This is a genomic window from Paracoccus sp. SM22M-07 (genome assembly GCF_001887735.1).
GTDB lineage: Bacteria > Pseudomonadota > Alphaproteobacteria > Rhodobacterales > Rhodobacteraceae > Paracoccus.
Map to the genome: position 1 here is coordinate 1 of NZ_JPKW01000012.1, position 17,052 is coordinate 17,052.

General features: G+C 66.5%; 14 protein-coding genes. 11 read left to right on the plus strand and 3 right to left on the minus strand.

Annotation, left to right across the window (positions count from 1 at the left end; all coding sequences use genetic code 11):
• Window positions 1-426: 426 nt before the first annotated feature.
• Window positions 427-1,218, minus strand: a complete 792-nt coding sequence (locus IE00_RS15470) for a YoaK family protein (protein ID WP_083554460.1) — start codon at window positions 1,216-1,218, stop codon at window positions 427-429.
• A 295-nt stretch (window positions 1,219-1,513) separates the two neighbouring features.
• On the opposite strand from IE00_RS15470, the gene ltnD reads away from it, so the two are divergent.
• The 7 genes from ltnD to IE00_RS15505 are packed head-to-tail and all read left to right on the plus strand — an operon-like array spanning window position 1,514 to window position 8,229.
• On the plus strand, window positions 1,514-2,416 hold the full coding sequence (gene ltnD, locus IE00_RS15475; RefSeq protein WP_371328450.1) for an L-threonate dehydrogenase: 903 nt from the start codon (window positions 1,514-1,516) through the stop codon (window positions 2,414-2,416).
• Entirely contained in the window at window positions 2,413-3,660 is a 1,248-nt protein-coding gene (gene otnK / locus IE00_RS15480; protein WP_072298106.1) for a 3-oxo-tetronate kinase, read from the plus strand. Before ltnD ends, otnK begins: the two co-directional genes overlap by 4 nt.
• Complete coding sequence (locus IE00_RS15485; protein ID WP_072298107.1) at window positions 3,657-4,283, plus strand: aldolase; 627 nt, start codon at window positions 3,657-3,659, stop codon at window positions 4,281-4,283. Before otnK ends, IE00_RS15485 begins: the two co-directional genes overlap by 4 nt.
• Before the next feature lies 1 nt (window position 4,284).
• Complete coding sequence (gene otnI / locus IE00_RS15490) at window positions 4,285-5,073, plus strand: 2-oxo-tetronate isomerase (protein WP_072298108.1); 789 nt, start codon at window positions 4,285-4,287, stop codon at window positions 5,071-5,073.
• The gene (locus IE00_RS15495) at window positions 5,070-5,852 is read left to right on the plus strand and encodes a DeoR/GlpR family DNA-binding transcription regulator (RefSeq protein WP_072298109.1); all 783 of its coding nucleotides are present in this window, start codon (window positions 5,070-5,072) and stop codon (window positions 5,850-5,852) included. Before otnI ends, IE00_RS15495 begins: the two co-directional genes overlap by 4 nt.
• A complete protein-coding gene (denD, locus tag IE00_RS15500) occupies window positions 5,849-6,778 on the plus strand; it encodes a D-erythronate dehydrogenase (protein WP_072298110.1) in 930 nt (309 codons plus the stop codon). The genes IE00_RS15495 and denD overlap by 4 nt, the downstream gene beginning before the upstream one ends.
• Window positions 6,779-6,831: 53 nt before the next feature.
• On the plus strand, window positions 6,832-8,229 hold the full coding sequence (locus tag IE00_RS15505; protein WP_072298111.1) for a GntP family permease: 1,398 nt from the start codon (window positions 6,832-6,834) through the stop codon (window positions 8,227-8,229).
• Window positions 8,230-8,574: 345 nt separating this feature from the next.
• Here IE00_RS15505 and IE00_RS15510 read toward each other — a convergent pair whose 3' ends face one another.
• Complete coding sequence (locus IE00_RS15510) at window positions 8,575-9,210, minus strand: TetR/AcrR family transcriptional regulator (protein WP_072298112.1); 636 nt, start codon at window positions 9,208-9,210, stop codon at window positions 8,575-8,577.
• A 147-nt stretch (window positions 9,211-9,357) separates the two neighbouring features.
• On the opposite strand from IE00_RS15510, the gene hpbA reads away from it, so the two are divergent.
• Entirely contained in the window at window positions 9,358-11,394 is a 2,037-nt protein-coding gene (hpbA, locus tag IE00_RS15515) for an N-methyl-L-proline N-demethylase HpbA (protein ID WP_072298188.1), read from the plus strand.
• Here the strand turns inward: hpbA and IE00_RS15520 are convergent.
• Entirely contained in the window at window positions 11,361-12,404 is a 1,044-nt protein-coding gene (locus IE00_RS15520; protein ID WP_072298113.1) for a GlxA family transcriptional regulator, read from the minus strand. The genes hpbA and IE00_RS15520 overlap by 34 nt on opposite strands.
• Window positions 12,405-12,501: 97 nt before the next feature.
• Here IE00_RS15520 and IE00_RS15525 point away from each other — a divergent pair, with 97 nt between their 5' ends.
• Genes IE00_RS15525 through IE00_RS15535 form a run of 3 tightly spaced genes read left to right on the plus strand, consistent with a single transcriptional unit; the run spans window position 12,502 to window position 17,052 of the window.
• A complete protein-coding gene (locus tag IE00_RS15525; protein WP_072298114.1) occupies window positions 12,502-13,755 on the plus strand; it encodes a sarcosine oxidase subunit beta family protein in 1,254 nt (417 codons plus the stop codon).
• A gap of 10 nt (window positions 13,756-13,765) precedes the next feature.
• The gene (locus IE00_RS15530; protein WP_072298115.1) at window positions 13,766-14,065 is read left to right on the plus strand and encodes a sarcosine oxidase subunit delta; all 300 of its coding nucleotides are present in this window, start codon (window positions 13,766-13,768) and stop codon (window positions 14,063-14,065) included.
• On the plus strand, window positions 14,062-17,052 hold the full coding sequence (locus tag IE00_RS15535) for a sarcosine oxidase subunit alpha (RefSeq protein WP_072298116.1): 2,991 nt from the start codon (window positions 14,062-14,064) through the stop codon (window positions 17,050-17,052). Before IE00_RS15530 ends, IE00_RS15535 begins: the two co-directional genes overlap by 4 nt.

The window sequence follows — 17,052 nt, forward strand, 5'->3', positions numbered from 1 at the left end:
TCGCCATCCGGAGCCGCTTCGCCGGCCACCCCAGCTGTAGCGACAAGACACGTAATGCACTAAGATTGAAACCGGACCACCCGATAGGGGCAGGCCAGTCAGCAAAAAGCTGTTGTCCTCGATTTTGGCCTTGACCGGTTTGGCAAAGTAAATCGCGATTCAGTTTTGCCATCCGCCAGAAAGTCGATGGTGGTTTTAGATATAGTGGCGTTCTTCGTCGGCCAACCGCCCCATGCAGATCCCGAACGTAAAACAGCCGTGGCGAACAACGCTATTGCAGGCGTAATGGCTCCCGCGCCGCGTACTGACTTGTCAGCTACACTACCCGCAGTGCTGGGCATGCCGGAATTACGGTATGATCGTGGAATAGCGCATCCTTGGCAAAGAGACAGGGGCGCGTCGCAGATCGATCACCCTGCGTATTCTTTATGGATGCACCAGACTTTGCACCACCCCGGGCAGGCCAAGGATGAACAGCACTCCGGCCAGAGGGATCGCGAACATGAAGCCCGCCAGTTGGAACCCGATCACGCCAAAGATGCCCCCCAGCACGAACATGCCGATGATCTTCAGCAGGATGCCCAGTTTGACCCGGTCGGGTGCAACGCCGCGGTCGGGCCATAGCCGATCATAGACGACGCGTCCCAGCTCTATCCCGATATCGGTCACCGTTCCGGTCGCATGGGTCGTGCGGATCCTTGCCCCCGAGATATTGGTGATGGTCGCGTTCTGCATACCCATGATGAAGCACAGGATCACCAGCCCCAGCACCCGGCCTATATCGGGCGGCAGCGTTCCACAGAGGGAAAATCCCAGCAAAAGGCCGCCTTGGATCGTCAGGGGCAGGGCATATTGCTGCCGGAAGACATGGTCGCGCCCCCAGTTGATCAGAAAGGCGCTGAGCGCCGACCCGGAAACGAAGGCCGCCACCGCCAGAACGCTCAGCAGGGCGATCCACAGGTTCAGCGCGGTCAGCTGGTCGGCGATGGCCGACAGATAACCGGTCATGTGCGAGGTGTACTGGCCCAAGGCAAAGAACCCGCCGACATTCGCGGCCCCCGCGATGGCGGCAAGGATCGTGCCCAGCAACAGGTCGTTTCCCGCAGACCGGCGTGACGCGACCAGCACGCGTGCCGACCTGGACGGGTTCAGCAATCGGCGCCTTGTCTTCAGGTCGCCCCGCAGATGTCCGGTATTGTGTCGTTCGTCTGGGGTCATGCTGCCATGCCTCTTCTTGGGTTGTCAGGGCAGAGATAGGGTCTGCAACTTTTGGTTGAAAGGCGCTGCTTGACCCGGGGTCAGGTTTGGCGATGCGGGCGGCGGATAACTGCTGAAATGATGCTGCCATGCGCAGATTTGCGCCTCGGCTTTGTCCGCCCTCGGCTGCCCTTGCACCCCTGCTCAGCGTCATCCCGATCAGGCCAGACAAGGGTTCCTGAAAACTGATGTTGAAAACTGTGACAATATGTGAAATTTCGACAAGAACTGTTGCGGAAGGAGAAGCTGCATGGATCTGCCATCGGATTATCGCGTCTGTGTCGTGGGACTTGGATCCATGGGTATGGGGGCGGCGCAGTCCTGCCTGCGCGCCGGACTGGCCACCAGTGGCATCGACCTGGATGCGGGGCGCCGCGATGCCTTTGCAGCCCAGGGGGCCGAGGGCGTGGCTGACGGGATCGCGGGGCTGACCGGCGATTTTAACGCAGTGATCGTGCTGGTCGTGAATGGCGCGCAGGCGCGGCAGGTGATCCTGGGGCAGGGGGGCGTGGCTGACCGCATCGCACCCGGCGGCGCGATTATGGTCAGCTGCACCCAATCGGCGGACGAAGCGCGCGCCTTGGGCGCGGAGCTGCAGGCGCGGGGCGTCCTGATGCTGGACGCGCCGGTTTCGGGCGGCGCCGCCAAGGCCGCGCAGGGGGCGATGACGGTGATGGCCTCGGGGCCGGATGCGGCCTTCGACGCGCTGGCCCCGGTGCTGCAGGCGGTGGCCGCCAAGACCTATCGCATCGGACCGGATATCGGGCAGGGTGCCACGGTCAAGGTCATCCACCAGCTGCTGGCGGGCGTGCATATCGCCGTCGGCGCCGAGGCGATGGCCCTGGCCGCCCGCGCGGGCATCCCGCTGGACACGATGTATGACGTGGTGACCAACGCCGCCGGCAATTCCTGGATGTTCGAAAACCGGATGAAGCATGTGGTCGACGGCGACTACACCCCGACCTCGGCCGTGGACATCTTCGTCAAGGACCTGGGCCTGGTCACGGAAACCGGGCGCGCCCTGGGGTTCCCGTTGCCCTTGGCCTCGACCGCCTTCGCGATGTTCCAGCAGGCCTCCAACATGGGCCACGGGCGCGAGGATGACAGCGCGGTGATCAAGACCTTTTCGGGCATCACCCTGCCGGAGGGCAAGGCATGAAAATCGGCGTCATCGCGGATGATTTCACCGGCGCGACCGACATCGCCGGGTTCCTGGTCGCGGGCGGCCTGACCACCACGCAGATGATCGGCGTGCCGGAGGCGGATGCGCAGGTCGATGCCGATGCCGTGGTGATCTCGCTCAAGAGCCGGTCGAACCCGGCGGCGGAGGCTGTGGCCGACAGTCTGGCCGCGCTGGAATGGCTGCGGGCGCGGGGCTGCGCGCAGATCTATCAGAAATACTGCTCGACCTTCGATTCGACGGCTGAGGGCAATATCGGCCCGGTGGCCGATGCGCTGATGGAGGCTCTGGGCACCGATATCACGGTGATCTGCCCGGCGCTGCCGGTGAACGGGCGGTCGGTCTATCTGGGCCACCTGTTCGTGGGGCAGGACCTGCTGCAGGATTCGGGGATGCGCGATCACCCGATCACGCCCATGCGCGACAGCAGCCTGATCCGGCTGATGGAAGGGCAGGCGCAGGGCCGCTGCGGGCTGGTCGATGCGGCGACCGTCGATCAGGGGCCGCAGGCCGTGCGCGACCGCATCGCCGCGCTGCGGGCGGACGGGGTCCGTTACGTCGTGCTGGACGCGATCAGCGACGCGCATCTGGCGACGCTTGGGCAGGCCGTGGCGGAGATGGCGCTGGTCACTGGCGGGTCGGGGCTGGGATACGGCATCGCGCGGGCGGTGTCGGGTGGGGCCGATGCCCAGGCCCAGGACGCGGGCGCGCCTCTGGCGGGGCCTGCGGTGGTGATCTCGGGCTCCTGTTCCGTGATGACCAACCGGCAGGTCGCGGCCTATCGCGCGCTGGCGCCGACGCTGGACGTGGAGGTCGACCGCTGCCTGGCCGATGCGGATGCCTATAGCGCCGAGCTGGCCGAATGGGTGCTGGCGCAGCCGCAGGGCCGCGCGCCGATGATCACCGCGACCGCCGATCCGGCGCGCCTGCGCGAGATCCAGGGACAGCACGGCCCCGCCGCCTCCGAGGCGGTCGAACACACCTTCGCCGCCGCCGCCACGCGTCTGGCCGAAGGCGGCATCACCCGCTTCATCGTCGCGGGAGGAGAGACCTCGGGGTCGGTCACGCAGGCGCTGAAGGTCACGGGCTTTGCCATCGGGCCGCAGATCGCGCCCGGTGTGCCTTGGGTCCGCGCGGTGGACAAGCCGCTGTCGCTGGCGCTGAAATCCGGCAATTTCGGGGCCGAGACCTTCTTCACCGACGCGCAGGAGGTCCCCGCATGAGCGCCGCCGACCGCATGGTGCTGCTGTGCCGCAGCCTGTTCGAACGCGGCTATTCCGTGGGCGGGGCGGGCAACGTCTCGGTCCGCAATCCCGATGGCGGCTTCACCGTCACCCCCACGGGCAGCAGCCTGGGCCGCCTGTCGGCCGATGCGCTGTCGGTGATCGGCGCGGATGGCGAACCGCTGCCGGGGCCGAAGCCCTCCAAGGAGTTCGCCTTCCACCGCGCGCTTTATGACGTGCGGCCGCAGGCGGGGGCGATCGTGCATCTGCATTCGACCTATCTGACGGCGCTGTCATGCCTGGAAGGCCTGCCGCGCGACAATGCGATCCGGCCCTTCACCCCCTATTACGTCATGCGCATCGGGCACATGCCGGTCATCCCCTATTCCCGCCCCGGATCGCCGCAGATCGGGCTGGACCTGGCGGCCGCCGCGCAAGGCAGCAGCGCGCAGGCCTTCCTGCTGGCCTCCCACGGGGTCGTGGTGCTGGGCCGCGACATCGACGATGCCGTGAACAACGCCGAGGAGCTGGAGGAGACCGCCAAGCTGCAGTTCATCCTGCGCGGCGAGAAGCTGCACTACCTGACCGAGGCCGAGATCGCCGAACTGGGCGGAGGATACTGACATGACCCGCATTGCCGCGAACCTTTCGATGCTGTTCACCGACGCGCCCTTTCTGGACCGGTTCGACCGGGCGGGCGCTGCGGGCTTCGACACGGTCGAGTTCCTGTTCCCCTATGACCACCCCATGGAGGTGGTGAAGACCCGGCTGGACCGCAACGGGCTGCGCCTGTCGCTGATCAACGCGCCCGCGGGCGATTGGGCGGGGGGCGAACGCGGTTTTGCCGCGCGTCCGGGCAAGCGCGCCGAGTTCCGCGCCAGCGTGGAGCAGGCGATCACCTATGCCACGGGCCTGGGCTGCCCGCGCATCCATGTCATGTCCGGCATCACCGCCGATGAGCCGGACCGCGCCGCCTGCGAGGCGGTCTGGACCGAAAACCTGCGCGAGGCCGCCGACATGGCCGCCACTGCCGGCCTGTTCATCAGCATCGAGCCGCTGAACAGCCGCGACGTGCCGGGATATTTCATCGCGCATCAGGACCCGACGCTGGCCCTGATCGAACGCCTCGAGCGCCGCAACGTGCTGCTGCAGTTCGACGTCTATCACACGCAGATCATGGAAGGCGACATCATCCGCCGGATCGAGCGGTTGAAGGGCGCCTATGGCCATGTCCAGATCGCGGGCGTCCCCGACCGGCACGAACCCGACACGGGCGAACTGAACTATGCCGAGATCTTCGCGGCCTTCGACCGGACCGGCTTCGACGGGCCCTTGGGCTGCGAATACAACCCGCGCGGCCGAACCGAGGATGGTCTGGGCTGGGCCGCGCCCTATCTGCGCACGCCCGCATGATCCCGGCCGAACGCCAGCAGTTCATCCTGTCATGCTTGGCTGAACGCGACATCGTCAGCATCGCCGACCTGGTGGAGCGTCTCGGCGTGTCGCACATGACCGTGCGCCGCGACATCCAGGTGCTGGAGGAGGCGGGGCGCGTCTCCTCGGTCACCGGCGGCGTGCGCCTGTCGCGGAGGTTGGCGCAGGAGCTGCCGCATCTGCAGAAGGCCGCGATCAACACCGGGGCCAAGCGCGCGGTGGGGCAGGCGGCGGCCGATCTGGTCCGCGACGGCATGGTGATCTATCTGGACGCGGGCACCACGCTGCTGGAACTGGCGCGCCAGATCGCCGGGCGCCGGGGGCTGACGGTGGTCACGAACGACTTCGTCATCTGCGCCTGGCTGTCGACGCATGCCGACTGCACCCTTTATCACAGTGGCGGGCTGGTCGAACGCGCGAACCAGTCCTGCGTGGGGGGTGCGGCCTCCGAGGCATTGGCGCGGTTCAACTATGACATCGCCTTCATCTCGACCTCGTCCTGGACGGTGGCGGGGCTGAGTTCCCCGTCCGAGGCCAAGGGCCCGGTCAAGCGCGTCGCGGTCGATCGCGCGCGGCGCGCCGTGCTGGTGTCGGATTCGACGAAATACGGCGCGGTGGCGGCGATGAACATCCTGCCCGTTTCGGTCTTCGACACGGTCGTGACCGATGCGGGCATCGACGCAGGGGCGGCGGACGCCCTGCGCGACATGGGCATCCAGGTGATCCTGGCCCCAGACCTGAAGGGAGAGACAATATGACTATCGTGGTGACCGGCGGCGCCGGGTTCCTGGGCGCACGCCTGATCGCGGCGCTGTTGGCGGACGGCGCGGAGCGCATCGTATCACTGGACCGGGTGGCCTGCCCGGTCGATGACGCGCGGGTGGAGAGCCTGGTCGGCTCCATCGACGACGCGGACGCCGTGGCCCGCGCGCTGTCAGGCGGGGCCGACACGGTCTATCACCTCGCCGCCGTGCTGTCGGGCCAGTCCGAGGAGGATTTCGACACCGGCCTGCACATCAATGTCGACGCCACCCGCCTGCTGCTGGAGGCCTGCCGCAAGCTGGACCGCGCGCCGCGCTTCGTCTTCACCAGCTCGCTGGCGGTCTTCGGCGGTGAGATGCCGCAGATCGTGCCACCGACCATGGCCCTGATGCCCCAGTCCTCATACGGCTGCGGCAAGGCCATCGGCGAATTGCTGGTCAGCGAATACAGCCGCAAGGGCTTCGTCGACGGGCTGACCGTGCGCCTGCCCACGATCTGCGTGCGCCCCGGCGCGCCCAATTCCGCGGCCTCCAGCTTCGTGTCGGGGATCATCCGCGAACCGGTATCGGGGCAGGCGTCGGAATGCCCGGTGCCGCTGGACACGCGGTTGTGGATCAGCTCTCCGGGCGTGGCGGTGCAGAACCTTGTCCGCGCGGGCCGCGTTCCGGCCACCGATCTGGGCCTGAACCGCGTCATGGACATGCCCGGCATCACCGCGACCCCCGCCGAGATGCTGGACAGTCTGGAACGGCTGGTGGGTCCGGACGCCCGCGCCCGTGTCGCGCTGACCCGTGACCAGCGCATCATCGACATCGTCTGCAGCTGGCCCGGCGCCTTCGATGTGTCCCGCGCACGCGCCCTGGGGTTCGGTGCGGACACCGATTTCGACGCGATCCTGCGCCAGTTCCTGGCCGATCGCTGAGCTTATTCATAAAGGAGGCGCCGCCGCGTCGCGGCGCAGAGGAGGAGTAACCCATGGCTGAACCCGGAATGGAGTTCCAGCTGATCGCAGGACTTGGCCTTGCCATCTTCCTGCTGATCTTCCTGGTCGTGAAGACCAAGGTCCACGCCATCGTGGCACTGATCATCGCCGCATCCGTATCCGGCCTGATCGGCGGCATGATGCCCGCCGAGGTCATCACCTCGATCACCACGGGCTTCGGAAAGACGCTGTCCACCATCGGCCTGGTCATCGGCTTTGGCGTGATGATGGGCCGCATCCTGGAAGTATCGGGCGCCGCCGAGCAGATGGCCTATTCGCTGATCCGGTGGGTCGGGAAAAAGCGCGAGGATTGGGCGATGGTCCTGACGGGCTATATCGTGTCGATCCCGATCTTCTGCGACAGCGCCTTCGTCATCCTGACCCCGCTGGTCAAGGCGCTGGCGCGGTCCTCGGGCAAGTCGGTGCTGACGCTTGGCATCGCGCTGGCGGGCGGGCTGATGCTGACGCACCATGCCGTGCCGCCCACCCCCGGACCCCTGGGCGTCGCGGGCATCTATGACGTGGATCTGGGCCTGATGATCCTGTGGGGCATCGTCTTCACCATTCCGGGCATGGCGGTCATCGTCTTTTATGCCCGCGCCATGGGCCCCCGGCTGGAGCGGATGATCGAAGCCGACACCGGCGAGGACATCGCCGCCGCCTATCGCCAGTTCGACAGCGCCGCCGAGGCCCGCCAGAAGGACCTGCCCTCGCTTGGGCTGGCGGTCCTGCCGCTGCTGCTGCCGATCGGGCTGATCTTCCTGAACACCATCGCGACGACGATGGTCCGCATCTCGGGCGATCCGGCGTTGGAGACGAACCTGCTGGTGCAGGCCATGTCCTTCTTCGGCAACCCGGTGATCGCCGTGGCCATCGGTCTTTTGGTCTCGATCTATACCCTGCTGCCCGGCCGTCCGCGCGACGAGGTTCTGGGATACATGGAGCAGGGCGTCGAAAGCGCGGGCATCATCCTGCTGGTGACCGGTGCGGGGGGCGCCTTGGGTTCGGTCCTGCGCGACAGCGGTGCTGGCGACGTGATCGGCCAGGCGGTGGCGGGTCTTGCCATCCCCGCCGTGCTGATCCCCTTCGTGATCAGCTCTCTGGTACGCTTGATCCAGGGTTCTGGCACGGTGGCGATGATCACGGGCGCATCGATCTCGGCGCCGATCCTGATGAACATGCCGGACGTGAACATGGTCTTTGCCGCACAGGCGGCGGCCATCGGGTCGATGGTCTTCGGCTATTTCAACGACAGCTATTTCTGGGTCATCAACCGGATGCTGGGCGTCAAGCAGGCCAAGCACCAGATGCTGCTGTGGTCGGTGCCGACCACGCTGGCCTGGGCGTCGTCGCTGGTCATGCTGCTGATCTGCAACGCGCTCTTTGGCTGACCGCACAATGTCGGGGCCGCTGCGGCGGCCCCTGCTTGCACGACGTGCATTCGAGAAGGCTCGCCCAAGGGCCTGACAATCTGTCCGAATTTCCGCTTTTCCCCAGAACCATCCCCGAAAATTGGGGATAACCGCCGCGGGTCGAAGTCGTGGCCCCGCCCCGCCGTCGCGAAGCTCGAGTCTCGGGCAGGATGTCGGTGGTCATCACCATGAAGGTGATGATGCGGCCTTGGCCCCCAAACTCTGGAGCAGGGCATGGCGGACCACCGGTTCCCAAATCGGCGGGATCATTTCAGCTACGCTCCAGGGTCGGCCCGCCCCTCGGCCAAACAGGACGCAAGCATGTCAGGCGGCCCCACGGTCCTGAAAGCGCGCGTTGAAGCGGGCGATCTCGCGGGGGGCGGGGCGGGTGCCTGTATAGATCTCGACATAGGTGGGGATGCGGTCCAGGCGTGTCTGCAGATCCTCGACGGCCCGCATCGAGATATAGCCGATCTGGACCAGATAGACGGTGCGCGCGCGAACATCCGCGGATGCCGCATCATGTCCCCAGCCCTGCAGCATCCTCGACAGGGCTGACAGGCGGCTGTCGTCCGCGGCCGCGACCCGGTCCGCCACAGCCTGATCCTGCAAGGCCCAACTGCGGATCGCGAATTCCAGCCGCGCGTCGAAGGTCTCGGACAACAGGAAGCAGCCGATGACGTTCAGCATCGCCTCGGCCTGGGTTTCGGCATAATGGGTCGTCGCCGCGACCAAGGGGGTAGTGGTTCGCGCGGCCCATCCGTCCAGAAGCGCCGCCAGCAACGCCTCGCGGTCCTTGAAGAACCAATAGAAACTGGTGCGCGACAGACCAAGCCGCTTGGCCAGGGGCATGATCCTGACGGCGTCGACGCCACCTTCGATCAGCGCCTGGTACCCCGCCTCGAGCCAACCATCCCGAGATCCCCGCCATCCGGCGGCAGTGACATCCTGTTCATCCATCCCCGAACCCTAGCGGCAAAGCGCCCAAGGCAACAAGCGAATTGTTCACCGAAGAACTGTGGCAGGACGGTCATGTAATTACACTTGACACATGTGAACATTCTGGGCTTCCGTCTGTCCGACCCCCGGCAGCAGGAAGGCAGCACGATGTCCGACGATCCGATTTTACAGCCCTATCGGCTGAAGCACCTGACGCTTCGCAACCGCATCATGATCACCAGCCATGAACCGGCCTATCCCGAAGACGGGATGCCCAAGGACCGCTATCGCGCCTATCACGTGGAACGGGCGAAGGCGGGGGTGGCGCTGACGATGACGGCGGGGTCTGCGGCGGTGTCGCGCGACAGCCCGCCGGTCTTCAACAACATCCTGGCCTGGAAGGACGAAGTCGTCGGCTGGATGCGCAAGCTGACCGATGAATGCCACGATCACGGCACGGCCGTGATGATCCAGCTGACCCATCTGGGCCGGCGCACGCGATGGGACAAGGCCGACTGGCTGCCCGTCGTGTCACCCAGCCACGAACGCGAGGCCGCGCATCGTTCCTTCCCCAAGAAGATGGAGGATTGGGACATCCAGCGCATCATCACCGATTACGTTGATGCGGCCGAACGGATGAAGGCCGCCGGGCTGGACGGGTTGGAACTGCAGGCCTATGGCCATCTGATGGACCAGTTCTGGTCCCCCCTGACCAATGACCTGGAGGGGGAATATGGCGGCAGCCTGGACAACCGCCTGCGGTTCACCTTCGACGTCCTGCGCGGCATCCGCGAACGCTGTGGCCCGGATTTTCTGGTCGGCCTGCGCTATACCGGCGACGAATGCCTGCCGGGCGGATTTGGTGCCGATGACGGCATCACCATCTCGCAGAAGTTGAAGGATAGCGGGCTGGTCGATTTCCTGAACGTGGTGCGCGGTCATATCGACACCGATGCCGGCCTGACCGACGTGATCCCGGTGCAGGGCATGCGCAACGCGCCGCATCTGGAATTTGCGGGACGGATCCGGAAAGCCACCGAATTTCCGACCTTCCATGCTGCCAAGATCCCCGACGTGGCGACGGCGCGTCACGCCATCGCGGCGGGGCTGGTCGATATGGTGGGCATGACGCGGGCGCATATGGCCGACCCGCATCTGGTGCGCAAGATCGTGGAAGGGCGCGAGGATGACATCCGTCCCTGCGTCGGCGCGAATTACTGCCTGGATCGCATCTATCAGGGCGGGCTGGCCTTTTGCCTGCACAACGCCGCCACCGGGCGCGAGGAGACGATGCCCCACGACATTCCGGCGGCATCCGAAACGCGCCGCGTGACGATCGTGGGGGCCGGTCCGGGGGGCCTTGAGGCTGCGCGCGTGGCCGCCGAACGCGGCCATGCCGTCACCGTCTTCGAGGCCGCCGACCAGCCCGGCGGTCAGATCCGCCTGACCGCCCGGCAGGAACGGCGGCGAGAGATGATCTCGATCGTCGCGTGGCGGATAGCGATGTGCCAGAAACGGGGGGTGACCTTCCGTTTCAACGCCTTCGCCGATGTCGATGACGTGCTGGCCACGCGGCCCGACGCGGTGATCATCGCCACCGGCGGCCTGCCCCATACCGAGGTGCTGGCCGCGGGCAACGATCTGGTCTGTTCGGCCTGGGACATCCTGTCAGGCGACGTCAAGCCGGGTGCCGACACGCTGATCTTTGACGATGCGGGCGATCATGCAGGCCTTCAGGCCGCCGACATCATCGCAGCCACCGGCGCACGGGTCGAGGTCGTGACCCCCGACCGCAGTTTCGCCCCCGAGGTGATGGCCATGAACCTGGTCCCCTACATGCGCAGCCTGCAGGCCCGCGACGTGACCTTCACGGTCACCTGGCGGCTGTTGTCGGTGGCCCGCGAGGGCAACCGCCTGCGCGCCACGCTTGGCAGCGACTACGGTGGCATGACGCGCGACAGGCTGGTCGATCAGGTGGTGGTGAACCACGGCACGCGCCCGCTGGACGACCTGTATTTCGACCTGAAGCCCCTGTCGCGCAACCTGGGCCGGCTGGATCACGACGCCCTGCTGGCGGGCCTGCCCCAACGGATCGACGACAATCCCGAAGGCCGCTTCCAGCTGTTCCGCATCGGCGACGCGGTCGCCGCGCGAAACACCCATGCGGCGATCTATGATGCGCTGCGGCTGGTAAAGGATATCTGATCGCCGGATGCCGGGGGCTGGCGGGTTTCGGACATGCCGCTGCGGATGTCGCCCGGCGTCATTCCGCGTTCGGATTTCAGGGCCCGCGTCAGGTGCGGCGCGTCGCAGAACCCGCAGGACAGCGCGACATCCGTCACCGACTGGTCGCTGCGCCGCAATCGGGCCGTGGCGCGGTCCAGCCTGATCTCCAGATAGATGCGGCGCGGCGATTGCCCCAGATCGGCCTGAAAGCGCCGTTCCAGCGTGCGGCGCGCAGTGTTCAGGGCGGCGGCGATCTGTCCGATGCCAAGCGGCGCTTCGATGTTCTGCTGCATCTTCAAGACCGCGCGCTTGACCAGATCGTCCCGCGCCTGCCGGGTCAGCATCTGGCCCGGTTGGGCGCGCTGACCGCCAAGCGCGTCTTCGATCATCATGATGTTCAGGCTTTTCGTGGCGGCGGATTGGCCGACATGGCGCTGAACCAGAAAGGCTGCCAGATGCGACGTGCCGTGCCCGCCCGAACAGGTCAGCCGGTCGCGATCGACAACGAAGATCTGGTCCGAGACCGGCGTTTCGCTGTCGAACCGGTCCAGGAAGTCCTGATGGTGGAACCAGCTGACGCAGCATCGATAACCCTGCAGCAACCCTGCCGCCTGCAGGGTGAAGACCCCCGTGCACAACCCCACCAGCGGCACGCCCCGCGCGGCCGCCTGACGCATGAAGTCCAAGGCCCCGGCCCCGAAGGCCGCGCGGTCGCTGATCAGCCCACCGACGACCACCAGATAGTCGAACGTCCCCGCCCGGCGCAACGGCGTGTCCGGCTGGACCCTGACCCCGCAGCTGGAGGCGACCGGGTCCATCCGTTCGGCCAGCACCGACCAGTCGCACAGGATGCGCCGCGACTTGTCGGCGTCGTCCGCCGCCAGCCGCAGAACGTCCACGAAATTGGCAAAGGCCGACAGGGTGAACTGGTCGGCCAGAAGAAAGGCGACGCGCAGGCGGTTGCGGGACGGGGGCGGTGGCGGTGTCATGGCGCAAAGCTACAGGATTGCTGGCGCAAATCTACAATTTTGAAGCCGGACCCGACAGTAATGTGACGGCCAGCTTCGACAGGAAAGGGCCCCCGCCATGCAACGTTTCTCTGCGATGTCCCTGCTCAGGAATGCGCTGACCGGCCACAAGAACTGGCGCGAGCAATGGCCCGACAGCCAGCCCAAGGCCGAATACGACGTCATCATCGTCGGCGCGGGCGGGCATGGGCTGGGCGCGGCCTATTACCTGGCCAAGGAACATGGCATCACCAATGTCGCGGTGATCGACAAGGGCTGGCTGGGTGGCGGCAACACGGGCCGCAACACGACCATCATCCGGTCGAACTATCTCTATGACGAAAGCGCAAGGCTCTATGACCACGCGCTGGACCTGTGGGAAAACCTCAGCCAAGAGCTGAACTACAACGTCATGTATTCCAAGCGCGGCGTGATGATGCTGGCGCATAACGTCCATGACGTTCAGTCCTTCCAGCGCCACATCCACGCCAACCGCCTGAACGGCGTCGACAACCGCTGGCTGTCCAAGGAAGAGGCCAAGGCCTTCTGTCCGCCACTGAACATCAGCCCCGACGCGCGTTACCCGGTGATGGGCGCGGCGCTGCAGATGCGGGCGGGCACGGCGCGGCACGATGCGGTGGCCTGGGGCTATGCCCGGGCGGCGGCGGCACGCGGCGTGGACATCATCCAGAACTGCCCGGTCATCGCGATCCGGCGCGGCCCGGACGGGGCGGTGCAGGGCGTCGATACCGCCAAGGGCTTCATCAAGGCCAAAAAGGTCGCCGTGTCGGCCGCCGGTCACACCAGCGTCGTGATGGACAGCGCGGGCGTCAGGATGCCGCTGGAAAGCTATCCGCTGCAGGCGCTGGTCAGCGAACCGGTCAAGCCGATCTTTCCCTGCGTCGTCATGTCGAACACAGTCCACGCCTATATCAGCCAATCCGACAAGGGCGAACTGGTCATCGGGTCGGGGACCGATCAGTACACCAGTTACAGCCAGCGCGGCGGGCTGCCGCTGATCGAACATACGGTCGCGGCCATCTGCGAGGTCTTCCCCATCTTCAACCGCATGCGGATGCTGCGCAAATGGGGCGGCATCGTGGACGTCACCCCCGACCGCAGCGCCATCATCGGCAAGACCCCGGTCAAGGGTCTCTACGTCAATTGCGGATGGGGCACGGGCGGCTTCAAGGCGACGCCGGGGGCCGCGCATACGCTGGCCTGGACCGTGGCCAAGGACGAACCGCACCCGATCAACGCGCCCTTCACGCTTGAACGCTTCACCACCGGCCGGCTGATCGACGAAGCCGCCGCCGCCGCCGTCGCGCACTGAGAGGTTTCCGATGCTGCTGATCCATTGCCCCTATTGCGACGCCACCCTGCCCGAATCCGAATTCGCCTATGCCGGTGAGGCGCATATCAACCGCCCCGCCGATCCGTCCACGCTGACGGATGAGGAATGGCGCGATTACCTGTTCATCCGCACCAATGCGCGCGGCCCACATTTCGAACGCTGGCGGCACGTCCACGGCTGCGCCCGCTTCTTCAATGCGGTCCGCGACACTGTCAGCGACCGTTTCCTGATGACCTACAAGGCCGGTGAGGCCCGCCCCGACCTGACCGTGAAGGAGGCCGCCGAATGAGCCGTTACCGCATCCCCGGCATGGGGCGCGTCGATCCCGCCGCGCCGGTCCGCTTCACCTTTGACGGGCGCAGCTATCAGGGCCTGCGGGGCGACACGGTCGCATCCGCGCTGTTGGCCAACGGCGTGCACCTGATGGGGCGGTCGTTCAAGTATCACCGCCCGCGCGGCGCCGTCACCGCCGGGTCCGAGGAACCGAACGCCCTGATCGCCACGTCCCGCGGGCCGGGGCGCTTCGAGCCCAACACCCGCGCCACCGTGCAGGAACTGCGCGCGAACCTGACCACCGAAAGCCAGAACAAGTGGCCGCGCCTGTCCTTCGACATCGGGGCGGTGAACGACCGCGCCTACATGCTGTTTTCCGCAGGCTTCTACTACAAGACCTTCATGTGGCCGCGCAGCTTCTGGGACAAGGTGTACGAACCCTTCATCCGCGCCGCGGCGGGTCTGGGCAAGTCGCCGACCGAAGCCGACCCCGACAGCTATGCCCACCGCAACCTGCACACGGACGTGCTTGTCGTGGGCGGCGGCGCAGCGGGGATCGCGGCGGCGCTGACGGCGGCCAAATCGGGGGCCCGCGTCGTGCTGGTGGACGAAAACCCCGAAATGGGCGGATCGATGCTCTCTGATCCGTCGGTCCGCATCGACGGGCGCGGGTCTTGGGCCTGGTTGGCAGAACAGCTGTCGCAGCTGCGCGCCGCCGGTGTCCGCCTGATGACCCGCACCACGGCCATCGGATATTACCACCAGAACTTCGTCGGTCTGGTCGAACGCGTGACCGACCACCTGGACCAGCCGCCCCATGGCGCGCCGCGTGAACGCATGTGGCATGTCCGCGCCGGGCAGGTGGTGCTGGCGCAGGGTGCGCTGGAAAAGCCGCTGGTCTTTGACGGCAACGACCGACCCGGCGTCATGCTGGCCGGGGCCGCGCAGACCTATCTGAACCGCTACGGCGTCAAGGTGGGCGACAATGCCGCCGTGGTGACCAGCCATGACAGCGCCTATTACGCGGCCTTTGACCTGGTCGATGCGGGCGCCCGCGTGGCGGTGATCGCCGACACCCGCGACAGCGTGCGCGGCGGCCTGATGGATGCAGCACGCAAGCGGGGCATCCCGGTGCTGACCGGCCACACCGCCACCGGCACCGAGGGTCGCCTGCGGGTCAAGTCCGTGCGCGTGAACCCGGTCCGTCATGGGCAGGTCGGCGCGGGCCGCAAGATCGCCTGCGACGCGCTGCTGATCTGCGGCGGATGGACGCCGTCGCTGCACCTGTTTTCCCACACCAAGGGGTCGCTGGCCTGGGATGCCGACAGCCGCACCTTCCTGCCGAACCACAAGACCGAGGCCTGCCAGATCGCGGGGGCCGGGCGCGGACTGTGGGGTTACGGCCCGGTGCTGGCGGACGGCGTCAAGGCCGGCATCGCCGCCGCCAAGGCCCTTGGCCGCGATGCCGCAGGGTCCGATGCGCGGGTCGATGGCGACCGCCCCGGCATCGGCACCAGCCAGACGGAACTGCCGACCGATCGCAGCCCCGGCAAGGCCAAGGCCTTCGTCGATTATCAGAACGACGTGACCGCCAAGGACATCCGCCTGGCCGTCCGCGAAGGCATGCGGTCCATCGAACACGTCAAGCGCTATACCACCAACGGCATGGCGACCGACCAGGGCAAGATGTCGAACATCAACGGGCTGATGATCGCCGCCGATGCCCTTGGCAAGGAGCCTCCGCAGGTAGGGCTGACGACTTTCCGCCCGCCCTATACGCCGACCAGTTTCGGGGCCTTCGCGGGTTACCACAAGGGCGCGACGTTCGAGATCACCCGCAAGACGCCGATCGACCCCTGGGCCGAGGCCCAGGGTGCGGTGTTCGAACCCGTGTCGCTGTGGCGCCGCGCCTGGTATTTCCCGCAAGGGGCCGAGGACATGCATGCCGCCGTCGCCCGCGAATGTCGCGCGACAAGGGCTTCGGTCGGCATGTTCGACGCATCCACCCTGGGCAAGATCGAGGTGGTCGGCCCCGATGCGGTCGAATTCATGAACCGCATGTACACCAACCCCTGGACCAAGCTGGCGCCGGGCCGCTGCCGCTATGGCCTGCTGCTGGGCGAGGACGGCTTCATCCGCGATGACGGCGTCATCGGCCGCCTGGCGCCCGACCTGTTCCATGTCACTACCACAACCGGCGGTGCCGCGCGCGTCATGAACATGATGGAGGATTACCTTCAGACCGAATGGCCGGACCTGGACGTCTGGCTGACCTCGACCACGGAACAATGGGCGACGGTCGCGCTGAACGGCCCGAACGCGCGCAAGGTGCTGGAGAAACTGGTCGAGGGGCTGGACCTGTCGGATGCGACTTTCCCGCATATGTCGGTCGCGGAATGCGCCGTGGCGGGCCTGCCCGCACGGCTGTTCCGCATCAGCTTCACCGGCGAACTGGGCTTCGAGGTGAACGTTCCGGCCCGCCACGGAATGCAGCTGTGGCAGGCCATCTTCGAGGCCGGCCAACCCTATGACATCTGCCCCTATGGCACCGAGACGATGCACGTCCTGCGCGCCGAAAAGGGCTATATCATCGTGGGCCAGGACACCGACGGCACCGTCACCCCGCAGGATGCTGGTCTGGACTGGGCGATCGGCAAGGCCAAGAAGGATTTCGTGGGCAAGCGGTCGCTGCAGCGTCCCGACATCGTCGCCCCGAACCGCAAGCAGCTGGTCGGCCTGCTGACCGAAGGCGGCACCCGGCTGGAGGAGGGCGCGCAGATCGTGCTGGACCCGAACCAGAGCCTGCCGATGACCATGGCCGGTCATGTGACCTCGTCCTATGACTCGGTGGCACTGGGACGGCCCATCGCCATGGCGGTCATCACCGGCGGCCATGCGATGATGGGCAGGACGGTGCATATCCCGATGCCCGACGGCACGGTCCGCGCCACGATCACCTCGACCAACTTCTATGACCCTGACGGCGAACGGCTAAAGGCCTGA

Coding starts and splice junctions, on each gene's coding strand:
- IE00_RS15470 (WP_083554460.1), bottom strand. CDS start 1,218: ATGACCCCAGACGAACGACACAATACCGGACATCTGCGGGGCGACCTG.
- otnK (WP_072298106.1), top strand. CDS start 2,413: ATGAAAATCGGCGTCATCGCGGATGATTTCACCGGCGCGACCGACATC.
- IE00_RS15485 (WP_072298107.1), top strand. CDS start 3,657: ATGAGCGCCGCCGACCGCATGGTGCTGCTGTGCCGCAGCCTGTTCGAA.
- otnI (WP_072298108.1), top strand. CDS start 4,285: ATGACCCGCATTGCCGCGAACCTTTCGATGCTGTTCACCGACGCGCCC.
- IE00_RS15495 (WP_072298109.1), top strand. CDS start 5,070: ATGATCCCGGCCGAACGCCAGCAGTTCATCCTGTCATGCTTGGCTGAA.
- denD (WP_072298110.1), top strand. CDS start 5,849: ATGACTATCGTGGTGACCGGCGGCGCCGGGTTCCTGGGCGCACGCCTG.
- IE00_RS15505 (WP_072298111.1), top strand. CDS start 6,832: ATGGCTGAACCCGGAATGGAGTTCCAGCTGATCGCAGGACTTGGCCTT.
- IE00_RS15510 (WP_072298112.1), bottom strand. CDS start 9,210: ATGGATGAACAGGATGTCACTGCCGCCGGATGGCGGGGATCTCGGGAT.
- hpbA (WP_072298188.1), top strand. CDS start 9,358: ATGTCCGACGATCCGATTTTACAGCCCTATCGGCTGAAGCACCTGACG.
- IE00_RS15520 (WP_072298113.1), bottom strand. CDS start 12,404: ATGACACCGCCACCGCCCCCGTCCCGCAACCGCCTGCGCGTCGCCTTT.
- IE00_RS15525 (WP_072298114.1), top strand. CDS start 12,502: ATGCAACGTTTCTCTGCGATGTCCCTGCTCAGGAATGCGCTGACCGGC.
- IE00_RS15530 (WP_072298115.1), top strand. CDS start 13,766: ATGCTGCTGATCCATTGCCCCTATTGCGACGCCACCCTGCCCGAATCC.
- IE00_RS15535 (WP_072298116.1), top strand. CDS start 14,062: ATGAGCCGTTACCGCATCCCCGGCATGGGGCGCGTCGATCCCGCCGCG.